The sequence below is a fragment of the Cupriavidus sp. HPC(L) genome (assembly GCF_000307735.3).
Classification (GTDB): Bacteria; Pseudomonadota; Gammaproteobacteria; order Burkholderiales; family Burkholderiaceae; genus Cupriavidus.
Genome location: NZ_AMPR02000002.1, coordinates 42,346 through 66,558, shown reverse-complemented (window position 1 = coordinate 66,558; position 24,213 = coordinate 42,346). Strand labels below are relative to the sequence as shown.

The 24,213-nt window shown below is 63.7% G+C and carries 22 protein-coding genes; 13 read left to right on the top strand and 9 right to left on the bottom strand.

Features of this window, described 5'->3' with window-relative positions:
- From B551_RS00930 to B551_RS00895, 8 genes are all read left to right on the top strand, one after another.
- Nucleotides 1–921, top strand: a 921-nt coding sequence (locus B551_RS00930; RefSeq protein ID WP_023263304.1) for a tripartite tricarboxylate transporter substrate binding protein, incomplete at its 5' end; no start/stop codon positions are given.
- A gap of 51 nt (nucleotides 922–972) precedes the next feature.
- On the top strand, nucleotides 973–2,157 hold the full coding sequence (locus B551_RS00925; protein ID WP_006575811.1) for a lipid-transfer protein: 1,185 nt from the start codon (nucleotides 973–975) through the stop codon (nucleotides 2,155–2,157).
- Nucleotides 2,158–2,160: 3 nt separating this feature from the next.
- Nucleotides 2,161–2,604, top strand: a complete 444-nt coding sequence (locus tag B551_RS00920) for a MaoC family dehydratase N-terminal domain-containing protein (RefSeq protein ID WP_006575810.1) — start codon at nucleotides 2,161–2,163, stop codon at nucleotides 2,602–2,604.
- Between the two features lie 13 nt (nucleotides 2,605–2,617).
- Nucleotides 2,618–3,037 carry a MaoC family dehydratase gene (locus B551_RS00915; protein ID WP_006575809.1) on the top strand — a complete coding sequence of 140 codons (420 nt, stop codon included), beginning with the start codon at nucleotides 2,618–2,620 and terminating at the stop codon, nucleotides 3,035–3,037.
- Between the two features lie 60 nt (nucleotides 3,038–3,097).
- A complete protein-coding gene (locus B551_RS00910; protein WP_006575808.1) occupies nucleotides 3,098–3,922 on the top strand; it encodes an SDR family NAD(P)-dependent oxidoreductase in 825 nt (274 codons plus the stop codon).
- 18 nt (nucleotides 3,923–3,940) lie between these two features.
- Entirely contained in the window at nucleotides 3,941–5,107 is a 1,167-nt protein-coding gene (locus tag B551_RS00905; protein WP_006575807.1) for an acyl-CoA dehydrogenase family protein, read from the top strand.
- Nucleotides 5,108–5,182: 75 nt separating this feature from the next.
- Complete coding sequence (locus B551_RS00900; RefSeq protein ID WP_006575806.1) at nucleotides 5,183–6,949, top strand: long-chain-fatty-acid--CoA ligase; 1,767 nt, start codon at nucleotides 5,183–5,185, stop codon at nucleotides 6,947–6,949.
- A gap of 28 nt (nucleotides 6,950–6,977) precedes the next feature.
- On the top strand, nucleotides 6,978–8,537 hold the full coding sequence (locus B551_RS00895) for a class I adenylate-forming enzyme family protein (RefSeq protein ID WP_006575805.1): 1,560 nt from the start codon (nucleotides 6,978–6,980) through the stop codon (nucleotides 8,535–8,537).
- A 332-nt stretch (nucleotides 8,538–8,869) separates the two neighbouring features.
- Here the strand turns inward: B551_RS00895 and ettA are convergent, their stop codons facing one another.
- The gene (gene ettA / locus B551_RS00890; RefSeq protein ID WP_006575804.1) at nucleotides 8,870–10,537 is read right to left on the bottom strand and encodes an energy-dependent translational throttle protein EttA; all 1,668 of its coding nucleotides are present in this window, start codon (nucleotides 10,535–10,537) and stop codon (nucleotides 8,870–8,872) included.
- A gap of 142 nt (nucleotides 10,538–10,679) precedes the next feature.
- Here ettA and B551_RS00885 point away from each other — a divergent pair, with 142 nt between their 5' ends.
- A complete protein-coding gene (locus tag B551_RS00885) occupies nucleotides 10,680–10,907 on the top strand; it encodes a hypothetical protein (RefSeq protein WP_006575803.1) in 228 nt (75 codons plus the stop codon).
- Here B551_RS00885 and B551_RS25435 read toward each other — a convergent pair.
- Nucleotides 10,898–11,200: a helix-turn-helix transcriptional regulator gene (locus tag B551_RS25435; protein ID WP_006575802.1), complete on the bottom strand. Its 303-nt coding sequence runs from the start codon at nucleotides 11,198–11,200 to the stop codon at nucleotides 10,898–10,900. The genes B551_RS00885 and B551_RS25435 overlap by 10 nt on opposite strands.
- A 248-nt stretch (nucleotides 11,201–11,448) precedes the next feature.
- Between B551_RS25435 and B551_RS25940 the strand changes: the two genes are divergently transcribed.
- On the top strand, nucleotides 11,449–11,601 hold the full coding sequence (locus tag B551_RS25940) for a hypothetical protein (protein WP_023263303.1): 153 nt from the start codon (nucleotides 11,449–11,451) through the stop codon (nucleotides 11,599–11,601).
- A gap of 51 nt (nucleotides 11,602–11,652) precedes the next feature.
- Here B551_RS25940 and B551_RS00875 read toward each other — a convergent pair whose 3' ends face one another.
- Nucleotides 11,653–12,531, bottom strand: coding sequence for a glycosyltransferase (locus B551_RS00875; protein WP_172682426.1), 879 nt, complete (start codon nucleotides 12,529–12,531; stop codon nucleotides 11,653–11,655).
- Nucleotides 12,532–12,702: 171 nt separating this feature from the next.
- Between B551_RS00875 and B551_RS00870 the strand changes: the two genes are divergently transcribed.
- A complete protein-coding gene (locus tag B551_RS00870) occupies nucleotides 12,703–12,945 on the top strand; it encodes a DUF2164 family protein (RefSeq protein ID WP_006575799.1) in 243 nt (80 codons plus the stop codon).
- Nucleotides 12,946–13,024: 79 nt separating this feature from the next.
- Here the strand turns inward: B551_RS00870 and B551_RS00865 are convergent, their stop codons facing one another.
- Nucleotides 13,025–13,588 carry an ureidoglycolate lyase gene (locus tag B551_RS00865; protein ID WP_006575798.1) on the bottom strand — a complete coding sequence of 188 codons (564 nt, stop codon included), beginning with the start codon at nucleotides 13,586–13,588 and terminating at the stop codon, nucleotides 13,025–13,027.
- A gap of 202 nt (nucleotides 13,589–13,790) precedes the next feature.
- On the opposite strand from B551_RS00865, the gene B551_RS00860 reads away from it, so the two are divergent.
- Nucleotides 13,791–15,122: an MFS transporter gene (locus tag B551_RS00860; protein ID WP_006575796.1), complete on the top strand. Its 1,332-nt coding sequence runs from the start codon at nucleotides 13,791–13,793 to the stop codon at nucleotides 15,120–15,122.
- A 142-nt stretch (nucleotides 15,123–15,264) separates the two neighbouring features.
- Entirely contained in the window at nucleotides 15,265–15,960 is a 696-nt protein-coding gene (locus B551_RS00855) for a FadR/GntR family transcriptional regulator (protein WP_006575795.1), read from the top strand.
- 475 nt (nucleotides 15,961–16,435) lie between these two features.
- Here B551_RS00855 and B551_RS00850 read toward each other — a convergent pair whose 3' ends face one another.
- From B551_RS00850 to B551_RS00835, 5 genes are read right to left on the bottom strand one after another with little or no spacing between them, the layout of a single operon-like run.
- Nucleotides 16,436–19,639 carry a type I restriction endonuclease subunit R gene (locus B551_RS00850; protein WP_023263302.1) on the bottom strand — a complete coding sequence of 1,068 codons (3,204 nt, stop codon included), beginning with the start codon at nucleotides 19,637–19,639 and terminating at the stop codon, nucleotides 16,436–16,438.
- Nucleotides 19,639–20,385: an abortive infection family protein gene (locus B551_RS00845; protein ID WP_006575794.1), complete on the bottom strand. Its 747-nt coding sequence runs from the start codon at nucleotides 20,383–20,385 to the stop codon at nucleotides 19,639–19,641. The genes B551_RS00850 and B551_RS00845 overlap by 1 nt, the downstream gene beginning before the upstream one ends.
- Nucleotides 20,382–20,804 carry a hypothetical protein gene (locus B551_RS25935; protein WP_157071886.1) on the bottom strand — a complete coding sequence of 141 codons (423 nt, stop codon included), beginning with the start codon at nucleotides 20,802–20,804 and terminating at the stop codon, nucleotides 20,382–20,384. The genes B551_RS00845 and B551_RS25935 overlap by 4 nt, the downstream gene beginning before the upstream one ends.
- Complete coding sequence (locus B551_RS25430; RefSeq protein ID WP_023263301.1) at nucleotides 20,804–22,192, bottom strand: restriction endonuclease subunit S; 1,389 nt, start codon at nucleotides 22,190–22,192, stop codon at nucleotides 20,804–20,806. The genes B551_RS25935 and B551_RS25430 overlap by 1 nt, the downstream gene beginning before the upstream one ends.
- Complete coding sequence (locus B551_RS00835; RefSeq protein ID WP_023263300.1) at nucleotides 22,182–23,738, bottom strand: class I SAM-dependent DNA methyltransferase; 1,557 nt, start codon at nucleotides 23,736–23,738, stop codon at nucleotides 22,182–22,184. Before B551_RS00835 ends, B551_RS25430 begins: the two co-directional genes overlap by 11 nt.
- Between the last annotated feature and the right edge of the window lie 475 nt (nucleotides 23,739–24,213).

Genomic DNA, 24,213 nt, shown 5'->3' with positions numbered 1-24,213 from the left:
CCCTGGCCCGCCGGCGCGCTGGCGAAGCCGGAGTCCTATCCCTCGCGTACGCTGACGATGATCATGCCGTTCCCGCCCGGCGGCGCCACCGACGTGCAGATGCGCGCGCTGGCGCACGCGCTGTCGAAGGAGATGGGCCAACAGGTGGTGGTGGTCAATCAGCCGGGCGTCGCCGGCACCATGGGCCCTGCCGCGATGGCGCGCAGCGCGGCACCCGACGGCTACACGTTCTCGGTCGCCCCCGCGACGCTGTTCCGCCTGCCGCATCTTCAGAAGGTCAATTTCGATCCGCTCAGCGACTTCACCTATGTGATTTGCCTGACCGGCTACACCAACGGGCTGGTGGTGCGCGCCGACGCGCCGTGGAAAACGCTGCAGGACCTGTTCGCCGATGCGAAGGCGCGGCCCGGCCAGATCAGCTACGGCTCGACCGGCATCGGCAGCGGCGGCCACGTGGCGATGGAACGGCTCGCGCGCGCCGCCGGCGTCAAGTTCAACTTCATTCCCTTCAAGGGCATGGCCGAGGAAACCACCGCGCTGCTCGGCGGGCATCTCGACGTGATCTCCGACCCCGGCTGGGGCGCGCTGGTCGACGGCGGCAAGGCACGGCTGCTGGCCACGCTCGGCAACGCGCGGCTGCCGCGGCGCCCCAATGTGCCGACGCTGAAGGAGCTGGGCTACGACATCACGGTCAATTCGCCGGTCGGCATCGTCGCGCCCAAGGGCATGGAGCCCGCCGTTCTGAAGACGCTGCACGACGCGCTGCGCAAGGCGATGCGCGACTCCGACTATCAACGCATGCTGGCCGACTATGACCAGGTCGACATGTACATGAGCAGCGCCGAGTATCGCCAGTACGCGATCGACCAGTTCGCGCGCGAGAAGGTGTTCCTGAGCCAGATCGGCGTCAAGCTGCAATAAGGCCGGCGGCAACGTGGGACCACGCAGCAGGCAAACAACGAGGACCAGACCATGACACGCAACGTCCATGTCGCCGGTGTCGGCATGATTCCCTTCAGCAAGCCGGGCAGGAGCGAGCCCTATCTGGTCATGGGCGAGCAGGCCGCGCGCCTGGCGCTCGACGATGCCGGCGTGCCGTACGACGCGGTGCAGCAGGCCTACGTCAGCTATGTGTACGGCGATTCGACCGCGGGCCAGGCGGCGATCTATCGCGTCGGCCTGACCGGCATCCCGGTCTTCAACCTGAACAACAACTGCTCGAGCGGATCCAGCGCGCTGTTCCTGGCGCGCCAGGCGGTGCAGACCGGCGCGGTCGAATGCGCGATCGCGCTGGGCTTCGAGCAGATGGTGCCGGGCGCGCTCAAGGGTGCCTACGATGATCGCCCGTCGCCGCTGGCGCGCTTCGCCCAGACCATGGGCGAGCTGCAGGGCTTCGACGCCGACGCGCCGCGTGCCGCGCAGTTCTTCGGCGGCGCGGGACGCGACTACATCCGCCAGCACGGCATCCGCCCCGACACCTTCGCGCGCATCTCGGTCAAGGCCCGCCAGCATGCCGCGCGCAATCCGCTGGCGGTGTTCCGCGATACCGTGACGCTCGACGAGGTGATGGCGGCGCCCATGGTGTTCGAACCGCTGACGCGGCTGCAATGCTGCCCGCCGACCTGCGGCGCCGCGGCGGCGATCCTGTGCTCGGAGGACTTCGCGCGCCGCCACGGCCTCGACATGCGCGTGACCATCGCCGCGCAGGCGATGACCACCGATACGCCGAGCACCTTCGCACAGCGGGACATGCGCCAACTGGTCGGCTACGACATGAGCCGCGCCGCCGCCGCACAGGTCTACGAGATGGCCGGCATCGGCCCCGAGGACATCGACGTGGTGGAGCTCCACGATTGCTTCACCGCGAACGAGCTGATCACCTACGAGGCGCTGGGCCTGACGCCCGAGGGCACCGCCGAGAAATTCATTGTCGAGGGCAACAACACCTATGGCGGCCGCGTGGTGACCAACCCCTCCGGCGGGCTGCTGTCGAAGGGTCATCCGCTGGGCGCCACCGGCCTCGCGCAGTGCGCCGAGCTGACCTGGCAGCTGCGCGGCCAGGCCGACCAGCGCCAGGTCGAAGGCGCGCGCCTCGCGCTGCAGCACAACCTCGGACTCGGCGGCGCCTGCGTGGTGACGCTGTATCAGGCGGCCTGAACGATGATCGATCGCCAATACATCGGGCACCGGATGGCGCCGTTCACCGTGCCGGTGGAGGCAGGCCGGCTGCGCCTGTTCGCCAAGGCCACCGGCCAGCACGACCCGGTCTACACCGACGAAGCCGCCGCGCACGACGCCGGCCATCCGGCGCTGCCGGTGCCGCCGACCTTCCTGTTCTGCCTGGAGATGGACGCGCCCAACCCGGCGGCGATCCGCGAGCTGCTGGGCCTGGACTATCGCCGGCTGCTGCATGGCGAGCAGCACTTCACCTATCACGCGATGGCGTATGCCGGCGACCGGCTGACCTTCGAGCAATGCATCGAGGACATCTATGAAAAGAAGGGCGGCGCGCTCGAATTCGTCGTGCGCCGCACGCGCGTCAGCAACCAGCATGGCGCGCATGTCGCCGATCTTCGCACGGTCACGGTGATGCGCCATGGATAAGGGAGCCGGACCGATGACAACGCTGCGCTACGACGCCCTGCAGGTCGGCGATGCCCTGCCCGCCTTCGAGACGGAACCGATCTCGCGGCTGACGCTGGCGATCTATTGCGGCGCCTCAGGCGACCACAACCCGATCCACGTCGACACCGACTTCGCGCACGCCGCCGGCCAGCCCGATGTGTTCGCGCACGGCATGCTGTCGATGGCCTATCTCGGCCGGCTGCTGACCAACTGGGTCTCGCAGAGCGCGCTGCGCGACTTCGGCGTGCGCTTCGTCGCGATCACGCACGTGGGAGACCGCCTGACCTGCCGCGGCACCGTGGTCGAGAAGATCGAGACGCACGGCGAGAAGCGCGTGCGGATCGAACTAAGCACCGTGGACCAGAACGGCGAGGTCAAGGTGGCCGGCGACGCCGTGGTGGCGCTGCCCTGAAGCGCGCGACAGCGCGTACCGGACGACCACAGCACAACGAACAGCGAGGAGACGATCGGCATGAGCAAGCTGCAGGACAAGGTGGCACTGGTATCCGGCTCGGGACGCGGCATCGGCCGCGAGATCGCGCTGAAGCTCGCATCCGAAGGCGCGCGCGTGGTCGTCAACGATCTCGACGAGGCACCGGCGCTGGAGGTGGTGGAGGCCATCCGTGCGAGCGGCGGCAAGGCGGCGGCCTGCGTCGGCAGCGTGACCGAGGCGGGCTTTGCCGACCGCTTCGTCAATACCGCGCTCGACCAGTTCGGCGGCCTGGACATCATCGTCAACAACGCCGGCTATACCTGGGACAACGTGATCCAGAAGATGAGCGACGAGCAGTGGGAGGACATCCTGGCCGTGCACCTGACCGCGCCGTTCCGCATCCTGCGCGCCGCGTCCGGCTTCATTCGCGAGGCGGCCAGGCAGGAGGCCGAGCGCGGCACGCCGGTGTTCCGCAAGGTCGTCAATATCTCGTCGACCTCGGGCGTCTATGGCAACGCCGGGCAGGCCAACTACGCCGCGGCCAAGGCCGGCATCAACGGCCTGACACGGGCGATGGCCAAGGAATGGGGCCGTTACAAGGTCAACGTCAACAGCATCGCGTTCGGCCTGATCAAGACGCGGCTGACCGAGGCCGATGCGCAGGCCGATGCCAGCATCGACATCGCCGGCCGCAGGATCAAGGTCGGCGTCAATCCGCAGATCCTGAAGAACGCCGAGGCGATGATTCCGCTGGGGCGCGGCGGCACGCCCGAGGAAGCGGCCGGCGCGGTCTACCTGTTCTGCATTCCCGAGTCCAACTACGTCAGCGGCCAGGTGCTGGTCTGCGGCGGCGGACGCCCGTAACGTTCACCGGATCCCGCCATGACGATCCAGCATGCGCCGCGTCCGTGGATGGACAGCGAACTGCAGCTGCTGCGCGATACCGCGCGGCGCTTCTTCGAGACCGAATGCGTGCCGCGCCAGTGCGCGTGGGTCGAGCAGAAGCATTGCGACCGCGACATCTGGCGGCGCGCCGGCGAGGTTGGCCTGTTGTGCACGGGCATTCCCGAGGCCTACGGCGGAGGCGGCGGCACCTTCCTGCACGAGGCGGTGATCTGCGAGGAGCAGCAGCGCGCGCTGGTCACCAGCTTCAGCATCAACGTGCACAGCGGCATCGTCGCCCACTATCTGCTGGCCTACGGCAGCGAGGCGCAGAAGCAGCGCTGGCTGCCGGCGATGGCCCGCGGCGAGATGGTCGCGGCGATCGGCATGACGGAGCCCGGCGCGGGCACCGACCTGCAACGGATCAAGACCACGGCGATCCTCAGCAGCGACGGCCGGCACTATCTGGTCAACGGCGCCAAGACCTTCATCACCAACGGCTGGCACGCGGACCTGATCTGCCTGGCGGTCAAGACCGATCCCGATGCGCGCGCCAGCGGCGTGTCGCTGCTGATGATCGAAACGCGCGACCTGCCTGGCTTCCAGCGCGGCCGGCTGCTCGACAAGATCGGCCAGCGCGGCCAGGACACCGTCGAGCTGTTCTTCGACGGCGTGATGGTGCCGGCCGAAAACCTGCTCGGCAACGAGGAAGGCCGCGGTTTTCGGCAGCTGATGCAGCAGTTGCCGCGCGAGCGGCTGCTGATCGCGATCGGCGCCGCGGCGACGATGCAGCGGGCGGTCGACGATACCGTCGCCTATGTCACGCAGCGCCAGGTGTTCGGCGAACCGCTGATGGCGATGCAGAACACGCGCTTCAAGCTCGCCGAGTGCCAGACCCATGCGACCATCGCGCGCAGCTTCGTCGACGACTGCATCGGCCGGCTGCAGCGCGGCGAGCTCGATGTGCCGACCGCCGCGATGGCCAAGTGGTGGAGCACGCAGACGCTGTGCCAGGTCATCGACGAATGCCTGCAGCTGCATGGCGGCTACGGCTACATGAACGAGTACCCGATCGCGCGGATGTACACCGATGCGCGCGTGGGCCGCATCTATGGCGGCGCCAACGAGGTGATGAAGGAAATCGTGGCGCGGGCGATGGAAGACTGAGGGATCGGCGCATCGGGCGACTGGTGCGCGTCGCCGCAGAGCGACCGCCGGATCAACGACAGGAGACCAGCAGGCATGACATTCGAAGCAGTGCCTTCTGCAGTATTCCCAACGAGCCAATCGGAGCAGGCGGCGTGGTTCGGCAGCTGGCCGCGTGGACTGCCGCACCGCATCCGCGTGCCGCGCGTCACGCTGTGCCACAACCTGTCGGTGCAGGCCGACCGCTATCCCGACAAGCCGGCGATCGTCTTCTACGGCCGTGCGCTGAGCTATGCCGAACTGCGCCGCCAGACCGAGGCGCTGGCCGGCCATCTGCATCGCCATGGCGGCGTGCGGCCCGGCGAGCGCGTGCTGCTGATGAGCCAGAACTGCCCGCAGTTCGTCGTTGCCTTCCATGCGATCGTCCGCTGCGGTGCGGTGGTGGTCCCGGTCAATGCGATGTGTACCGCCAACGAGCTCGACCATTATCTGCGCGACAGCGGCGCGCAGGTCGCGCTGGTGGCGCAGGAACTGCTGCCGGCACTGCAGCCCGCGCTGGCGAGCGACCGGTTGCGCCATGTGCTGGTGCACAACTATGCCGACGCCATCGATGCCGATACCGATCTGGACCTGCCCGACTGGGTGCGCGCCCCGCGCGCCGCGCTCCGTGATGCGCGCCTGACCTACTGGGGCGATGCACTGGACGCCGCGCTGCCCGCGCCCGATGTGCGAGCCAGCCCGGACGATCTCTGCGTGTTGCCCTACACCTCGGGCACCACCGGCCATCCGAAGGGCTGCATGCATACCCATCGCACGCTGCTGGCCTCGACCTTCTCCGCGGTGCTCTGGCGCGGCCTGCATGCCGAAGCGGTGGCGATGGGCGTGGCGCCGCTGTTCCATCTGCTCGGCATGCAGAACGCGATGCTGATGCCGATCGCGATCGGCGCGACGGTGGTGATGCTGCCGCGCTGGGATGCCGCCACCGCGGCCCGCCTGATCGAGCGCTATCGCGTGACGACCTGGGGCGCGCCGCCAGCGATGCTGATCGACTTTTTCGCGCACCCGGAAGCGAGCGCGCGCGACCTGTCCAGCCTGACGCTGCTGAACGGCGGCGGGGCCGCGATGCCGGAGGCAGTGGCCGCGATGCTGAAGTCCCGCTTCGACCTCGGCTATATCGAAGGCTATGGCATGACCGAGACCGCCTCCTTCCTGCACTGCAATCCGCTGCACCGCCCCAAGCGCCAGTGCCTCGGCATTCCGGCCTTCGGCGTCGATTCGCGAATCGTCGACCCGGCTACGCTGGCGCCACTGGCGCCGGGCGAGGTCGGCGAGCTGGTGACCAGCGGCGAGCAGTTGATGCTCGGCTACTGGAACGACGAGGCCGCGAACCGCGAGTCGTTCTTCGAGCGCGACGGCAAACGCTTCTTTCGCACCGGCGACCTGGCCAGCGTCGACGACGAAGGCTACTTCTTCATGCGCGATCGCCTCAAGCGCATGATCAATGTCAGCGGCTACAAGGTCTGGCCCGCCGAGGTCGAGACCATGCTGTACCAGCATCCGGCGATCCACGAGGCCTGCATCGTCGCGGTGCCGGACCGGCGGCAAGGCGAGTCGGTGAAGGCGGTGGTCGTGCTCAAGCCGGGAGCGACGCTGGAGCCTGCCGAGCTGATCGCGTGGTGCCGCGAGCGGATGGCGGCTTACAAGACGCCACGGGCCGTCGAGTTCCGCAGTGCGCTGCCGAAGTCAGGTACGGGCAAGGTGCTGTGGCGGGAGATCCAGGCGGAGCAGTGCCGCGCCGCCGAGACGGCAGCGCTTGACGAAGCCGGCGCCGGCCGTGTCGACAAGCCGCTTCAGCAGGCCTGAACCGTCGTCCGCTACGAAGGCCCACGCGATGTACCTGACCCAGGGACTGCACCGCGCGATACAGCGCCATCCCCGCAAGACCGCGATCTGCCATGTCGAAGACGGCCAGCCGCGCACCACCGACTTCGCTGCACTGGGTACGCGCGTCGCGCTTGCCGCCGCGGCGTTGAAGCGCCACGGCATCGGCAGCGGCGACCGCGTGGCACTGCTCGCACAGAACGGCGACGGCCTGATCGCGATGCTGGTGGCGTGCTGGTGGCGCGGCGCGGTGGCGTGTCCGCTCAATACGCGGTGGACCGTGCACGAGCTTCGCCATGCGGTGGACGACTGCGGTGCGCGCCTGCTGCTGCCGGATGGCCAGCTGACCGCGATGGCGGAAGAACTCGGCGACCTGGCCACGGTGATACCGATCGAGACCTTCCTTGCCGACGCCGAAGCGGCGGATGGATTCGAGCCGCTCGACGACACGCGGACCGGGGGCGATGCGCTGGCCGCGATCCTCTACACCGGCGGCACCACGGGCCGTGCCAAGGGCGTGATGCTGTCGCATGCAAACTTCTGGGCGGCATCGATTGCACGCGCCGCGGAGCTGAATAACGCGCCGGACAGCGTATCGCTGCTGGTCGCGCCGCTCTTCCATGTCGCCGGGCTGGGCCGGCTGATCGGACAGCTGATCGCCGGCGGTAGCTGCGTGACGCTGCCGCAGTTTCGGGCAGACATCTTGCTGTCGGCCATCGAGACGCATCGGATCTCCGACATCATCGTGGTGCCGACCATGCTGCAGTCGCTGCTCGATCATCCCGGCTTCGACGCGGCGCGGCTGCAGAGCCTGAACCGCATCGCCTTCGGCGCTGCCCCGATGCCGCCGGACCTGCTGGCGCGCGCGCTCGAGGCCTGGCCCAACGCCGAGTTCTTCCAGGCCTACGGCATGACCGAGACCGCCGCCGCGGTCTGCATCAATCCGCCGGCCAATCATCGTCCGGGTGCCGGCGCCGAGCGGCACCGGCATTCGGTTGGCCGCGCCGGCCTTGGCGCCGAGATCCGCGTCATCGATCCGCAAGGCAACGAAGTGCCGCGCGGCACCGTCGGCGAGATCGTCGTGCGCGGGCCGATGGTGATGCGCGGCTACTGGAACCAGCCGGACGCCACCGCGCAAGCGCTGCGCGACGGCTGGCTGCACACCGGCGATGGCGGCTGGATGGACGAGGACGGCTATCTGTTCATTGCGGACCGGCTCAAGGACATGATCATTTCGGGCGGCGAGAACATCTACTCGGCGGAGGTCGAGACCGCGCTGCGCGGCCATCCGCGCGTCGCGCAGGCCGCCGTGATCGGCGTGCCCGATGCCCGCTGGGGCGAGCGCGTGCATGCGGTGGTGGTCGTGGAGGACAGTGCTTCGTTGGCGCCGCCGGACGACGCCGCGCTGTCGGACGAGCTGACGCAGTGGTGCCGCGAGCGGCTGGCGGGCTACAAGTGCCCGCGCAGTTTCGCCTATGTCGATGGGCTGCCGCTGTCGGCCGCCGGCAAGGTGCTGAAGAATGAATTGCGGCAGCGGTATCGCGAGAAGGCGGGGCGCGCGGGAAGCTGACTGGATTTACGCGCGAACGGTCTCGCCAGGATAACCGCCTGCCCTCTCCCCCACCCCTCTCCCACAAGTGGGAGAGGGGTGCCGGACGCGACCCGTGATGATGATCGCAAGCGCTGCCGATCTTCGGGGGAGCCGGACGCGAGCCGTGATGATGATCGCGAGCGCTGCCGATCTTCGGGGAAGCCGGACGCGAGCCGTGATGATGATCGCAAGCGCTGGCGATCTTCGGGGAAGCCGGACGCGAGGCGTGATGAACTTAAGAGCGCTGCTGGTGTTCTCCCCTCTCCCGCCAGGCGGGAGAGGGGCCGGGGGAGAGGGAAAGCGCTATCGCTTCAACGAGCGATCGGCTTGTAGCGGATGCGCTTCGGCTTGGCCGCTTCCTCGCCCAGACGGCGCTTCTTGTCGGCCTCGTATTCCTGATAGTTGCCGGCGAAGAACTCGACGTGCGAGTCGCCTTCGAACGCCAGGATATGCGTCGCGATCCGGTCCAGGAACCAGCGATCGTGCGAGATCACCATCACGCAGCCGGCGAACTCCAGCAGCGCGTCTTCCAGCGCGCGCAGCGTTTCGACGTCGAGGTCGTTGGACGGCTCGTCGAGCAGCAGCACGTTGCCGCCGGCGATCAGCGTCTTGGCCAGATGCAGGCGGCCGCGTTCGCCGCCCGACAGCGTGCCCACGTGCTTCTGCTGGTCCGAGCCCTTGAAGTTGAAGCGGCCGATATAGGCACGCGACGGCGTTTCGTAGCGGCCCACCGTCAGCACGTCGGCACCGCCGGAGATTTCCTCGAACACCGTCTTGCTGCCGTCAAGCGCATCGCGGCTCTGGTCGACATAGGCCAGCTTGACGGTCGGGCCGATCTTGATCGAGCCGCTGTCCGGCTGTTCCTTGCCGGTCAGCATGCGGAACAGCGTCGATTTACCGGCACCGTTCGGACCGATCACGCCGACGATCGCGCCCGGCGGCACCTTGAAGCTCAGGTTGTCGATCAGCAGCCGATCGCCGTAGGCCTTCGACACGTTCTCGAACTCGATCACCTCATTGCCGAGCCGCTCGCCGACCGGAATGAAGATCTCCTGGGTTTCGTTGCGCTTCTGGTATTCCTGGCTGTTCAGTTCGTCGAAGCGCGCCAGACGCGCCTTCGACTTGGCCTGCCGGCCCTTCGGATTCTGGCGTACCCATTCCAGCTCCTTCTTCAGCGCCTTCTGCCGCGCCGACTCGCTGGATTCTTCCTGCTTCAGGCGGTTTTCCTTCTGGTCGAGCCACGAGCTGTAGTTGCCCTTCCACGGAATGCCGTGGCCGCGGTCCAGTTCCAGGATCCACTCGGCCGCGTTGTCGAGGAAGTAGCGATCGTGGGTCACGGCGACGACCGTGCCCGGGAAGCGGGTCAGGAACTGCTCGAGCCATTCGACCGACTCGGCGTCCAGGTGGTTGGTCGGCTCGTCGAGCAGCAGCATGTCGGGGCGCGACAGCAGCAGCCGGCACAGCGCGACGCGGCGCTTCTCGCCGCCGGACAGATGACCGACCTTGGCGTCCCACGGCGGCAGCCGCAGCGCGTCGGCGGCGACTTCCAGCTGCTGCTCGGCATTGTTGCCGTCGCTGGCGGCCAGGATCGCCTCGTACTTGGCCTGATCGGCAGCCAGCTGGTCGAAGTCGGCGTCCGGCTCGGCGTAAGCCGCGTAGATTTCCTCGAGCTTCTTGCGCGCCTCAAACACCTCGCCCAGGCCGCCCTCGACCGCTTCACGCACGGTCTGCTCGGGATCGAGCTGCGGCTCCTGCGACAGATAGCCGATATTCAGGTTCGGCATCGGGATCGCTTCGCCCTCGATGTCCTTGTCGACGCCGGCCATGATCTTGAGCAGGGTCGACTTGCCCGAACCATTCAGGCCCAGCACGCCGATCTTGGCACCGGGGAAAAACGACAGCGAAATATCCTTCAGGATCTGACGCTTGGGCGGAACGATCTTGCCCACGCGATTCATCGTATAGACGTACTGTGCCATGCGGCTTATCCAGTGAAATGACGGTGTTGGAGGGGATGGCGCAGTGTAGCAAACCGGGCGCGGCCGCCGCACCCGATTGGTGCGGGCGCGGTATCATCATGCCCCTCGCCTCCGGGCCAATTTCCGCTTGCCGAATACCACCATGAGCCCCAAACCCGCCCGCACGCTGACCTTCAAGTGCAAGAAGTGCAACAAGCCCGTGACGCTATACCTGCAGAAGGTCTCCGCCTGCTCGCATATCACGCCGTATCAGGGCTTCTGCAAGTGCGGTGAAATGATGCGCCACGCCACCGGCGACAAGGATGCGGTCGCGTCGTTCGTGGAGTCGAACGATATTCATTGGGCGCATCATCACCATCATCACCATTGAGGCGCTCCAGACAGCCGGCCACACCCGGGGCTTGTTTTCGGCTTTACCACGACATCAAGCCCCAGCAAGTCCATCAGGTCGATGACCTTCTGCAATTGAACCGTCGGCTTGCCGCGCTCGAGATCGACGATGAAGCGATTGCCGGTGCCGCCCAGCCCCGCCAGATCCGTTTGCTTCAGCTCAAACTGCTCGCGACGTTGCCGTATGACGGCACCTAGCTGGGCCGAATTGCGGATCACCACGCCGTTCACTGGCAAGTTACCGCTCGGGAAGACAGGTTCCTCTATCTGCATCTTTTGATCGGGAAGTTACCGCTCGGTAATTCGGTGGGACATACGCGCGCGCAACAGCCCGATATAGTGTCGCGTCTTGGCGAACTACGTCCACACCGTCGTGAACTCACTCCATTCCAGCCAGCCTCCCGCCAGCGTGCTGGTGGCATCGCCGATCTACAACGATCAATGCTACGGCTCCTATACCCATTCGCTGCTGCAACTGCAGGCGGCGTTCTATCAACGGGGTATTGGCTTCGAACGGCGACATGCTGTCGGAGGATCTGATGTTCTGCAAACGATGGCGAGACATCGGCGGCAAGATCCATGGTGCGCCATGGTTCGAGGTCGGGCATATCGGCAGCCATGAGTTCCGGGGGAGTCTGTTCGATATTGCGGCCGTGCCCGGTGCAGCGCTGTAGTTTCCGGGAACGAATCAGATCGACGGCGTGAGAGGCTCTCAGCCCCGCCATTCAATCAAACGCCTGCACCGCCAGCAGCACGATCACCGCCAGATAGCCCAGATGCATGCGCGTGCGCTGCCGCTTGTAGCGCCGCACCACATCCGGCAGGAACAGCTGGCGCGCCATCTTGAAGCTGGTAATCGGATCGTCGACTACGTCCGAATAGACGTCCGTATTGTTGCGATAGATCGTCGCCAACGACTCGCGCTCATGGCCGCCCGATAACTGCTGCGTCGTTCGCGAACGCTTGCTGATGCGGTAGTAGAACAGCGGCGCATCGATCCGATGCACCTTCGCTTCGGAATCCAGCAGCCGGATATAGAACTCCCAGTCCTCGAAGCCGTGCTTCATCGCTTCGGAATAGCCGCTGGTCCGGTCGTACAACGCGCGCGGGTAGACCGCGCAGTTGTGGATCATGTTCTCGAACCGCAGGCGCTGATAGCTGTATTCGGGCAAGCGCCATTTGCCCTTCTTCGCGCCAAATCGCTTGACCTGGCAGTAGACCAGCGCGGTATCCGGCTGGCTGCGGAAATGCCGGATCGCGCGGCGCAGGTAGTCCGGATGGATCTTGTCGTCTCCATCGAGCGGCACGATGTATTCGCCGCCAGTCAGCCGGATGCCGAGATTGCGCGCCGACGCCACGCCGCCGTTCTGCTTGCGGATATAGGTGAAGCGGCGGTCCTTCTGCACGAAGGCCTGCACGCGCTGCGCGGTATCGTCGGTGGAGCCGTCGTCGACCACGATGCAGCGCCAGTGCCGGTAGGTCTGGCGCTGCACCGATTTCAGCGTGTCGGCGATCACGGCCGCCTGGTTGTAGCAGGGGACGATGATGGAGACTTCGGGTGGCGAATCGGTCCGCGAGCGGCGGATTTTGGAAAGAGACTTCAACAGCATCGAATGGGGAAAGCGGGTTCTGCGATTGCGGCCAATGATCGCATATCCCCCGTGACGGGCCCGGAAACCGGGCATCGGCGTCCGGCGCGCTTGGTTGGTTACCGCCCCCGCTCCGTCAGTTCGGCTCGATGGATTACATTCCTGAACTCGACCGAGGAGACACCGATGAGCCCGATGCAAAACGACAATTTCGACCTGATCAAGTTTTCTTCCGCAGTCCGGGATCTGCTCGACAGCGAGCTTCAGGTATCGGTCGGCAATATGGAAGTCGTCCCCTTTGCCGAGAAGCTGTACAAGCTGGTGCGATCGCAGGCCTACAACGAAGGCGTGCTCGACGCGAAACGCGTGATGGAGCGCAAGCTGACGGATGTTTCGGAGCAGCTCGATATCTTGCTGCAGTATCAGTAGCGCAATACGTCGGAGCGAAAGGCGAGGGCCCCTTCGCCTTTCGCTTCCCCGGGTTACGGCCAACGATACGGCGGGCAGCTCAGAACAGCGTGGCTTCGGTTCCCGATGCCTGTTCCAACTCTGTCTGCGACAAGGTCAGCCGCAGCGTGGCGCCCCCGGCCAGCTCCAGTTCATCGCAGTTATTGCCTGGCCCGCCACGGTCCACCACGATGAACCGGGCAACGCCTTCCGTCACGATCAGTGAGTGGTGCCACACGCCCTTCCGATAGTTGACGCCCTGCCGGCCATTGGTGACGAAGGCCCGCACCGCATGCGGTTCCACCGTGTCGCCAGGCGGCGCAACGACGACCAGGAACGGCGCATCCCCCAGCGGAATAAATGCCTGGCTGCCGAGCGGGTGCCGCTCGAACGAGGTCAGTGCCAGCGGCAGCGCATAGGGCTGCGACTCGAACAGATTGATCAGCGGCCGTCCGTCGTTCGAGGACACGTCGACTTCGGCAAGGTCATGAAAGCGATGACACATGCCCTGGTTGATGACGATGGGCGCGTGGCCATCGCTTTCGATGATGTCGCCAAACGGCGCGAAGGCGTCCGCGGTCAGCGGTTGCGCGATCAGGGGCAGTGAATCGGTGAGCAGCGGCATGGCAATTCGGAGTCGGGTTCGCATACTGGTCTTACCAGTATTACGGTATGAGTGTCCATTGTCAACGCACACTGACAACGGGTAAACGCGGATATATACGCGGATCGGCAAGAAGTTATCGTTGCGCCCTGACGCGTGGATCATACTGGTAATACCAGTTGAGATTCGACCCGGCGCCACAACAAACACGAGGAGACCCGCCATGACACCCTACCAAGCCGGCCAGGCAATAACGCCGGCAGCCGAGGCCGACATCCCGGCCGTCGCGCAAGAAAACGCGCTCTACCGCAAGGTGGCATGGCGACTGCTGCCGTTCCTGATGCTGTGTTACGTCGTTGCGTATCTTGACCGTGTGAACGTCGGCTTCGCCAAGCTCCACATGCTCGCCGACCTGCAGTTCAGCGAAGCCATGTACGGCCTGGGGGCGGGCCTCTTCTTCATCGGCTACTTCTTCTTCGAAGTACCCAGCAACATGCTGATGCATCGGATCGGCGCCAAGGCGACCATCTCGCGCATCATGATTACCTGGGCGCTGATTTCGGCCGCGATGATGTTCGTCACCACGCCGACGCAGTTCTACGTGCTGCGCCTTCTGCTCGGCGCCGCGGAGGCCGGCTTCTATCCCGGCATGATCCTGTACCTGACCTACTGGTTCCCATCGCATCGGCGCGCCAAGATGGTGGCGCTGTTCATGTGTGCCATCCCCGTGTCGGGCATCTTCGGCGGGCCGCTGTCGGGCTGGATCATGGAATCGATGCAGGGCGTATCGGGGCTGCGCGGCTGGCAGTGGATGTTCCTGATCGAAGCGATCCCCTCGCTGCTCGTCGGCGTCGCGGTGATGTTCTACCTCGACAACAACATCCGTTCCGCGAAGTGGCTGACCGAATCCGAGAAGGCCGTGCTCGAACGCAATATCGCGAACGAACGCCAAGCCAAGGACGCCCATCCGACGCTGCGCGCGCTGTTCGCCGATACGCGCATCGTCAAGATGGCCTTCATCTGCTTCTGCACGGTGATGGGCCAGTACGGCCTGACCTTCTGGCTGCCGACGCTGATCAAGCAGTCGGGCGTATCCGGCGCGCTGCATATCGGCCTGCTGACCGCGGTGCCGTTCTCGGTCGCGGTCTGCTCGATGATTCTGGTCAGCCGCAGCTCCGACCGCATGCGCGAGCGCCGCTGGCATCTGATCGTGCCGTTCTGCTGCGGCGCCACGGGACTGATGCTGAGTGCCGTGTTCAGCGACAACGTGGCGTGGTCCCTCGCCGCCCTCGCACTGGCGGCCGGGGGCAGCCTCGCGACTTCACCGCTGTTCTGGAGCCTGCCGACCGCGATCCTCTCGGGCGCCGGCGCGGCAGCGGGCATTGCGATGATCAATTCCTTCGCGAACCTCGCCGGCTTCCTCAGCCCCTACATGATCGGGCTGATCAAGGACGCGACGCAGAGCACCAACCTGGCGATGTTCGTGCTGGCCGGCGTGCTGCTGATGGGCGCCCTGCTGACGTACACGGTACCCGCCAAGCTGGTCAACAAGTAGGCGCCGCCGCGGCGCGGGGGCGCAAGGGCGGCGCGAGCTGCGCTCGGTTACAATCGTCTGCCTGAGCGGCGCCCCTCCGCTTCGTTGCGCGGCCAGTTCGTCCGCAGCTGCCTCGGCGCTCTTCCTCGTTCAGACATCAGGCATGTTCAACTCCACCGCAGTCGCCGCCAATGCCGCCCGGCTGATCCAGCAGTGGATCAACGACGGCACCTACCCCGCCGGCTCGCTGCTGCCCTCCCAGCGCGAGCTCTCCGAGCGCCTCGGCATCAGCCGGACCTCGCTGCGGGAAGCGTTCTCGACCTTGCAGGGATTGGGTCTGATCGTGCCGCGCCCAGGCAAGGGGGTCTACGTCGCCGAAAACCCCTCGCCCTCCGTCCAGCCCTGGCGCTTCGCCGATTCGCATTCGCTGACCGACATCTACCAGCTGCGCTTCGCGCTGGAGAATTTCACCGCGCGGCTCGCTGCATTGGTGGTGGAGCCAGCCGATATCGATGCGCTGCGAGCCAATGCGGAAGCCATGCAGGCCTGCATCGAAGCGTCGGACTTCACGCAAGCGGCGCAGCTCGATTTCGATTTCCACATGCAGATCATCGCGATCTCCGGCAATCGGGCGATTGCGGAGATCCTGCGCAACAGCGCGGAGATCATTCAGGAAAGCCAGCGCCTGCCGTTCTACAAGCGCGGCGCTCGGCGGGCTACCTTCAATGAGCACACGGCGATTATTGACGCGCTGGCTGCGGGCGATCCTTCACTGGCGCAGCGGGCCATGGCGGACCATATCGTGCAGGCGGCGCAGCGGGCGGGGGTGCATTTTCCGACGAGTGTTGATGCTGGTTGAGGGCGGGCATACATGTGCGCTGTCGATTGTGGCGCTGAACCGCGCCGCACCCGGCAGGGACGGCTTGATGTATTCGCCGCCGATCGGCCGGATACCGAGATTGCGCGCCGACGCCACGCGGCCGTTCGGCTTGCGGATGTAGGCGATGCGACGGTCCTTTTCGAGGGTTCAACGTGTTGAGCGGTGCCGCCGGTGTGCCATCGTCGACCACGATGCAGCGCCGGTCGGGGTAGGTTTGCGTTGCACGGACTTGAGGGGCGATGACTGCGGCGCCGTTGTAGCGGGGACGATGATGGCGATTTCGGCGGGCGAGTAAGACTTCGGCACGCCAACATAGCGGGTAGACTTCGACGGCCCGAAGAGAAAGCGGGACACACAGTGGTCCGCCATGCTCACATAGAGCGTCTTACGGCTCGAACCGGTCGACTGCGAACCTCGTATATTGCTCGTTCCTGAGCAGCGGCGCGAACGGTTATCACGTGATTCCGCGATGCGATACCGACCAACTGGATGACAACGCCTCGGCCTGCCGCAGCACCGTTTGCACAGCAGTGTCTTGGAGGTCGGGCGGGTAGCCGTACTTGCGCAGGATGCGTTTTACGATCACCCGCATCCGGGCTCGGGCGGATTCACGGTGTGCCCAATCCAACGACACGTTCTCACGCAGGCTCATCAGCAATTCGTGCGCGATCACTCTAAGTTTCTCGTCACCCATCATCTGCGCCGCACTTTCGTTCTCAGCGAGTGCATCATAGAAGGCGATCTCCTCGTCGGACAAACCGGCTTCCTCGCCACGCTGGCGGGCTGCACGGATTTCCTTTGCCAGCGCAATCAGCTCTTGCAGCACTTCAGCAGTGGTAATGGCATTGGCGTGGTAGCGGGCCACAGCGTCTTCTAGGCGCTCCGAGAACGCCTTTGTCTGCACCACGTTGGCTTTGCTACGCGAGCGAATGCCGTCGTTGATCAGCTTGCGCAACGCTTCCAACGCAAGATTCTTCTTCTCCATCTGCTGAACTTCGGCGAGAAACTCGTCGGAGAGAATGGAGATGTCCGGGCTCTTGATACCCGCAGCGGCAAGGATGTCCACGATCTCGGTCGAGACCACCGCGCGGCTGACGATCTGCTGGATCGCCCACTCGCGCTCTTGCTGGGTCACTCCGGAGCCGGTACTGCTCTTGACCAGGGCGGCGCGAATCGCTTGGAAGAAGCCGACTTCCTCGCGAATTTCGCGGGCCTCGTCGGAGGCGGATGCTAAAGCGAACGCCTTGGATAGCGCGAGCACTGCGTCCTGATAGCGACGATGGGCGCTCTTCTTGCCATCTTCGGTTTTCTCTTTCGCCGCCAACTTCTGCTGGAGGTCGAGAATCCACTCGATGGCTCCTGCCATCATCGCCAGACGCTCTTGCGGCGTCCCGGTCATCGCCGAGGCGTAGTCGAAGCCGTGGTACATGTCCCGGACGACCTCGTACTTCTCCATCATCACCGCGATAGCTTGCGCTTCGTCTACACCGGTGTTTTCCTGGTCATTCTTCGAATATTGCTGCAGGGCCGACTTCAGGTTTTGCGCGATGCCGATGTAGTCCACGATCAGTCCGGCTGGCTTGTCGCGGAATACCCGGTTCACCCTCGCAATCGCCTGCATCAAGCCGTGCCCCTGCATCGGTTTGTCCACATACATCGTGTGCATGCAAGGTGCATCAAAGCCGGTGAGCCACATATCGCGGACGATCACCAGCTTGAGCGTGTCTTTCGGATCTCGCGCGCGTTTGGCCAGCAGATCGCGCCGGGCCTTGTTGCCGATGTGTTGTTGCCATTCTTCCGGGTCGCTGGCCGCGCCCGTCATCACGATCTTGACCGCACCCGCGTTGTCATCGGCGCTGTGCCAGTCCGGCCGCAGCTTGACGATCTCGTCGTAGAGTTTCACGCAAATGCGGCGGCTCATGCACACCACCATCGCCTTGCCATCGAGGGCAGCCACACGATCCTCGAAGTGGGCGACCATGTCCGTGGCCACCAGCGCCAGGCGCTTGTCGCTGCCGACCAGGGCTTCGACCGTTGACCATTTCTTCTTGAAACGCTCCTGGTCGGCCTCGGAGTCCTCCTCGGTAAGCTCGTCGACTTCGGCGTCGATCTTTGGCTTCTCGTCTTCATCGAGTTCGATGCGTGCCAGCCGCGACTCGTAGTAAATCGGCACGGTCGCGCCATCTTCAACCGCACGGCTGATGTCATAGACATCGATATAGTTGCCGAACACGGCCGGAGTGTTCACGTCATCGGCCTCAATCGGCGTGCCCGTAAAGCCGATGAACGATGCGTTCGGCAGGGCGTCGCGCATGTACTTGGCGAAGCCATAGGAAATGTCGCCGGTCTTCGCATCCACTTTGGCCTTGAAGCCATACTGACTGCGGTGCGCTTCATCTGCGATGACCACCACGTTGCGCCGCGTGGTCAGCGGCCCGTCTATCTCCCCAAATTTCTGTAAGGTGGTGAAGATCACCCCGCCCGAAGCGCGACTCAAAACCTTCTGTAGATCTTCGCGGCTCTCGGCCTGTACCGGCGTTTGCCGGATCAGGTCACGGCACATCGAGAACGTTGAGAACAACTGATCATCAAGATCGTTCCGATCGGTGAGCACCACTAACGTAGGATTGGCCATTGCCGGATGTTTGACCAGCTGCCCTGCGTAGAACGCCATCAACAGGCTCTTACCGGAGCCCTGAGTGTGCCAAATAACGCCAGCGCGCTTGTCGCCCTTAGTCTGCGTTCTGATGCTTGGTAAGCCATATTCCACCGGATCTTCTTGCACGCCCTGCCATTGCGTCGAGGCGCGAACCGTCGATTCCACCGCCTTGTTGACAGCATGAAACTGGTGGTAGCCCGCGATAATTTTGGCCAGTCCAGAACCGGTTTCGCCGAAGACCGTGAAATGGCAGAGCAGGTCGAGCAGGCGGCGCTGCTCGAACACGCCTTCGATCAGGGTAGAAAGTTCCGGCGCGCCCTTCGGCGCAACGTCAGTGCCGTCGGTGGTGCGCCAAGGCATAAACCGCTCAAGGTCTGCCGACAGCGACCCCACCCGTGAAGCAATGCCGTCCGACGTCACCAGTAGTGCGTTGGTGTGGAACAGCGCCGGAATCTGCTGCTTGTAGGTTTGCAGTTGATTAAACGCACCCAATAGATGCGCTCCGGCGCTGCCCGGTGCTTTCAGTTCGATCACGCCCAGTGGCAAGCCGTTCACGAAAACCACCACGTCGGGCCGCCGGTTGTTCTGGCCGTTGATCACCACAAACTGGCTCACCGCTAGCCAATCATTCTGCTTCGGGTGCTCGAAGTCGATGAGCGCGACCTTGCCTGCCGTCAGCGTGCCGTCGTCGGCGTAATACTCGACGTCCACGCCTTCAGTCATCAACTTGTGGATGCGGCGGTTCTCTTCAAGCAGTGATGGCAGCTCGGATTGCATCACCCGCCGCACGGCGTCATGCCGAGCCTCCAATGGCAGTCCAGGGTTTAGGCGAGCAACGGCGTCCTCGAACCGCTTCTTGAGCACAACCTCATCGTGACTTTCGCGCTCCGGTCGGTGTCCATCGGGGCCGATGTCCTCCTCGCGTTCGATGCTGTAATCGAGAGCGCGCAGCTGATCCAGCAGCGCTTGCTCCACGGCGGCCTCCGACAGAAACGCCATTACTGTTCTCCTTGTTCTTCGGTGCGTTCCACGGCCAGAGCCAGCGCCCCGCGCGCAGCATTCAACGCCTCGACATAGGCGTCCCGATCCAGTTGGTAAAGCAAACGGCTGACTTCGATGTTGAGGGTTAGCTCGTCCCCTCCCGGCAGCAGGAAGCGTAAGGTCGGCGAGTCTCCGTCCTCGGCGTCCACCGCCAAGCCCACGTGCGCATCGATCAAAGCGTTGTCAGCCGCAAAGCGCTCCCAAGGCTCGCGCGAGCTAATCGGGTCGAGCTGCGCATCCAGATAGGCCTTGTGCAGAAAGGCCACAATGGCATCGGCTGCGAGCACGGCAGTACGCCGGTGGTGCACTGCCAGGCGCTCCAGATACGGGTCTTTGCCGTGGCTTGCCGGACCCGCCTTGTTGCGAAGATCGTTGAGTGCATCGGCCAACTTGTGGTGGCTGGACACCAGCTTCCTGAACCGATCATCACGAACATCACCCAGCTTGAGAGCGCGAATGGCTGCACTCAGCCAATCCGACAGCGTGGGCGTTTCCTGTGTGGGCCTGAGCGGTGCTTGCTGGGTGTGGAAACTCTCCACCACCGTGCGACATACCACTTCAACCACGGTCTTGGCGCAGTCGATGCACGCGTCGTTGTCCTGCTCCAGAGCACGCTCCAGTGCCTCAAAGGTTTGCTGCAACATGGGCGCGTTGAGCCAATGCGCGCAGGCCTCGCGGATGCCGGGGCACCAATCGATCGTCATTTTTCGATGCCCGATATATCTATACCGAGGGCAGCCGATTCTCGCTTTAAGAACCACACGCGACAGCGGTCATGAATCAACTGATGAAAGCCTCGAAAGGTTGACCCCCAAACAAGGTTTCCGAGCGTGAGCGGGAACGAGATCGCTAAAGTCGACGGAAGAGTCATGTTCCATATAGCATTTTCAGACTTAACCCCTAAACTGGCGGCAAGGCCGACCACAAGCGTCGCGACGAATCCGATGGACATGGCCCATGCGCAATACCCCGCCTTGCGATTGCAGCGCCAATACAAGCGCTGCTGGATGCGCAGCTTTTCATCACGTTCCGCGTTGAACGGCCGAAGATAATCGAGGTAGTCATGCCCCTGATCGACTTGCATCTTTAGCATGGCCAAACTGGTCAGCGTGGATGAACTCATCAGATGACGCCCCCCAAGAATTTATCGACGTCACCGACCCGCAGTTCCCCGGAGATAAGTTTGGGCAGGAGGGTGTCGCGGAGTTGGGCGAGGGAGCGAGATTCCCGTTCGTTTTCCACCATCTGTCGATAAAGCGAGTCTGCCGACTTTCTAAACCTCGTCAGTACGGGCTCTGAAGGAACTACGACGGGAATTGGCCGGAAATTGGTTTTGCTGATCTCCTGGAATGTCGAGCCGTTGGCGTTACCGACGATCGCATCCATGCTTTCCCTGCACCAAAGCAGCACAAACACATTTGGCAGAACACCATCACATTTCATCGCGATGAAGCCTTGGTTGATCGCCGTTGGAACCTCGGCGATAGCCAAATAGCCGATTGGTGCGCGAGATGAGAGCAACACTGTGCCGACAGGCAGGAGGCCTGAACTGATCTTCGCAAGACCGGCATCCGTGATCTTTCTATCTGTATTCAGCAAAACGGGAAACTTCAGGGCGGACAGGTCTTTGGGCGTGGCCCAGCAGTGGTGCCCGCCTTCCCAGAAGTTGGCTTCCTTGGTGCTTGGTGTAGACCCGCCGCAGACGGACACTTCTGCGCCAATCGTCGAATGACGCCACCCCTCCGGAAGCTCCCCCAACTCCGATTCGACGAGCCGGTCGGGGAAGAGGTTGTAGAGGTGTGCAGGCAGGCCGGGCCGGGATTGACCGCGCTGCCAGCGGCCTTCCAGCTTGGCGCGCACAGGTTCGAAGTCCACGAACCACGCTTTGAACAAGGCGCGGGCCATCGCCTCCAACGTTTCGTTTGCGCGTCGGTTAAGTTCAATCTTGTCGTCTAGCGTGCCGAGGATGTGGGCGATGGCGCGTTGTTCTTCGATACTCGGTGGGTACGGAACAACGATCTCGCTCAAGAGCGAGGTATTCAGTGAGGGCATAGTTGCCCCAACCGCAATTGACCTGATGTGCTCCTTAAAGGCAGAAAGCCCAAAGAAATACGAGAGGTATTGGGAATCGATCTTGCTGGGATCTGGCCGTACACGGAGGCATCGACCGGAAAAAAGCCAGCCTTCCTCTTTCTCACGGACTAATGCGCGACGATCAACAGACCCTACACGACTAAAAACGATATCGCCTTGATTTAGCTGGTAACGTGACAGTCGGTCGCGATCAGTGCCAGAGACTTTGGGTGTATTTGCGTGAAGGATTCTATTTTCACCCAAATGCTCAACTGTGATAATCGGCGTGCCAATCTGAACGTAGTCTTCTTGATGAAGCTGACTGCCAAATGGCCCTGTCTGGATACCTGCATTCGGATCGCAAAGATTTGAGAGGCGTGCGACGCAATAATCCGCAGAGAATTGTCCGTAAGGCGTTTCTATCCACTCATTCGCCATACCCAAGCTCCTTCAGGTTGGCCTCAATTGCCGCATCCAGCTTGGTCGCTGCCGTCCGCTGCTCACGCCACTGGGCAGACAGCCGCGCCATCTTTTCCTCGAAGGGCTCGCCGTCGTCTGCCTGCTCAGCCGCGCCCACGTAGCGTCCCGGCGTCAGTACATGGCCGTTTTTGCGGATATCGTTCATTGACACCGACTTGCAGAAGCCAGCCACGTCGGCGTACTCCCCAGCGTCTTTCTCACCGCGCCAAGCGTGGTATGTGTCGGCGATCTTCTGGACTTCTTCGTCTGTGAGTTCGCGCCGGGTACGATCTACCAGCACGCCCAGCTTGCGGGCGTCGATGAACAGCACTTGCCCGCGCCTGTCGCGCAGGCCCTTGCCGGCGCTCTTGTTGCGGGCCAGGAACCACAGGCAAGCGGGGATCTGCGTGGAGTAAAAGAGCTGCCCGGGCAGCGCCACCATGCAATCCACCGCGTCGGCTTCAATCATGGCTTTGCGGATTTCGCCCTCGCCAGACTGGTTCGAGCTCATCGAGCCGTTGGCCAGCACCACGCCCGCCGTGCCATTGGGCGCGAGGTGGTGGTAGATGTGCTGCAGCCAGGCGTAGTTGGCGTTGCCCACTGGCGGCACGCCGAACTTCCAGCGCACGTCTTCACGCAGGCGGTCGCCGCCCCAGTCGGAGATGTTGAACGGCGGATTTGCGAGAACGTAATCGGCCTTGAGGTCGCGCAACTCGTCCTTGTGGAAACTGCCTTCGTTGTTCCAGCGGATGTCGGAGTCGATGCCCCGCACGGCAAGATTCATCTTGGCCAGCCGCCACGTGGTGTAGTTCGACTCCTGCCCGTAGATCGCAATGTCGCCGATGCGGCCGCCGTGCTCCTGCACGAATTTCTCCGACTGCACGAACATCCCGCCCGAGCCGCAGCAAGGGTCGTAGACGCGGCCCGAGTACGGTTCGAGCATTTCGACCAGCACGCGCACCACGGAACGCGGGGTGTAGAACTCGCCGCCGCGCTTGCCTTCGGCGCCGGCGAACTGGCCGAGGAAGTACTCGTACACGCGCCCGAGAATGTCCTTGGAGCGGTCACCTTCCTCGTCGAGCGCAATGCCGGAGATCAGGTCGATCAGCTCGCCCAGCATCACCTTGTTCAACGCGGGGCGGGAGTAGTCTTTGGGCAGTACGCCCTTGAGCGACTCGTTGTCTTTCTCGATGGCGCGCATCGCGTCATCGATCAAGGTGCCGATGATGGGCAGCTTGGCGTTGCCCTGCAGGTGCGACCAGCGCGCCTCCTTCGGCACCCAGAATACGTTGTCAGCGAGGTATTCGTCCTTGTCCTCGGCGGCCTGCGCGTCTTCTGCCAGCAGCGCCTTGTGCTTGGCCTCGAAGGCATCTGAGATGTATTTCAGGAAGATGAGCCCGAGCGCGACGTGCTTGTAGTCGGAGGGCTCCATGTTTCCGCGCAGTTTGTCAGCGGCTTTGAAGAGGTCAGCCTCGAAGCCGAGGTTTCCTCCGTTACCGTTCTTGTTTGAATTGTTCTGTGCCATTCTTTTCTATCCCTATTTAAGCGATGCTGCTGCGGGGGCAAGCTAAATGCCCTGCGGCGCTATACGCTCTTAACGCGTACAGCTGTCGCAATCCGTGAGTAGCGACGTACCGCTCTCACAAGAAGCGACGATAGGCCGGTAAAGTAACATTACAGGGAAGCATGTGGCCCATGCTTCGGTGCGAAGAAGGATCCTATGTCGGGTGCGAACTGCCGGACCAGTTCCACGAAAGCGCCGGGAGACGCCTGCATCATAAGGGCGATGAGCGTGTTGGATAGCCGTGTGGCTTCCCCGAGCTGGGGTGATCGGAGACAGGATATCGGTGCCGCGCGAAATGAAAATGACATAACGCTGCTGCGCGGCGGCTATGAGTTCCTTGGTTTGCTTTTTTCTGACATGGCTCCTACCGTTTGACGCGATAGTAGTTTGCTAGCGATTTTATCGCACATGGGCAGTTCGCCCCCCCAATGACTCA

Excerpts from the sequence above, each read along its gene's own strand:
- B551_RS25935 (WP_157071886.1), bottom strand. The coding sequence starts at position 20,804 with ATGAGTTCATCCACGCTGACCAGTTTGGCCATGCTAAAGATGCAAGTC.
- B551_RS00835 (WP_023263300.1), bottom strand. The coding sequence starts at position 23,738 with ATGGCACAGAACAATTCAAACAAGAACGGTAACGGAGGAAACCTCGGC.
- B551_RS00860 (WP_006575796.1), top strand. The coding sequence starts at position 13,791 with ATGACACCCTACCAAGCCGGCCAGGCAATAACGCCGGCAGCCGAGGCC.
- B551_RS00870 (WP_006575799.1), top strand. The coding sequence starts at position 12,703 with ATGAGCCCGATGCAAAACGACAATTTCGACCTGATCAAGTTTTCTTCC.
- B551_RS00920 (WP_006575810.1), top strand. The coding sequence starts at position 2,161 with ATGATCGATCGCCAATACATCGGGCACCGGATGGCGCCGTTCACCGTG.
- B551_RS00915 (WP_006575809.1), top strand. The coding sequence starts at position 2,618 with ATGACAACGCTGCGCTACGACGCCCTGCAGGTCGGCGATGCCCTGCCC.
- B551_RS25940 (WP_023263303.1), top strand. The coding sequence starts at position 11,449 with ATGCTGTCGGAGGATCTGATGTTCTGCAAACGATGGCGAGACATCGGC.
- B551_RS00855 (WP_006575795.1), top strand. The coding sequence starts at position 15,265 with ATGTTCAACTCCACCGCAGTCGCCGCCAATGCCGCCCGGCTGATCCAG.
- B551_RS00910 (WP_006575808.1), top strand. The coding sequence starts at position 3,098 with ATGAGCAAGCTGCAGGACAAGGTGGCACTGGTATCCGGCTCGGGACGC.
- B551_RS00895 (WP_006575805.1), top strand. The coding sequence starts at position 6,978 with ATGTACCTGACCCAGGGACTGCACCGCGCGATACAGCGCCATCCCCGC.
- B551_RS00885 (WP_006575803.1), top strand. The coding sequence starts at position 10,680 with ATGAGCCCCAAACCCGCCCGCACGCTGACCTTCAAGTGCAAGAAGTGC.
- B551_RS00865 (WP_006575798.1), bottom strand. The coding sequence starts at position 13,588 with ATGCCGCTGCTCACCGATTCACTGCCCCTGATCGCGCAACCGCTGACC.
- B551_RS25435 (WP_006575802.1), bottom strand. The coding sequence starts at position 11,200 with ATGCAGATAGAGGAACCTGTCTTCCCGAGCGGTAACTTGCCAGTGAAC.
- B551_RS00900 (WP_006575806.1), top strand. The coding sequence starts at position 5,183 with ATGACATTCGAAGCAGTGCCTTCTGCAGTATTCCCAACGAGCCAATCG.
- B551_RS00905 (WP_006575807.1), top strand. The coding sequence starts at position 3,941 with ATGACGATCCAGCATGCGCCGCGTCCGTGGATGGACAGCGAACTGCAG.
- B551_RS00850 (WP_023263302.1), bottom strand. The coding sequence starts at position 19,639 with ATGGCGTTTCTGTCGGAGGCCGCCGTGGAGCAAGCGCTGCTGGATCAG.
- B551_RS00845 (WP_006575794.1), bottom strand. The coding sequence starts at position 20,385 with ATGACGATCGATTGGTGCCCCGGCATCCGCGAGGCCTGCGCGCATTGG.
- B551_RS25430 (WP_023263301.1), bottom strand. The coding sequence starts at position 22,192 with ATGGCGAATGAGTGGATAGAAACGCCTTACGGACAATTCTCTGCGGAT.
- ettA (WP_006575804.1), bottom strand. The coding sequence starts at position 10,537 with ATGGCACAGTACGTCTATACGATGAATCGCGTGGGCAAGATCGTTCCG.
- B551_RS00925 (WP_006575811.1), top strand. The coding sequence starts at position 973 with ATGACACGCAACGTCCATGTCGCCGGTGTCGGCATGATTCCCTTCAGC.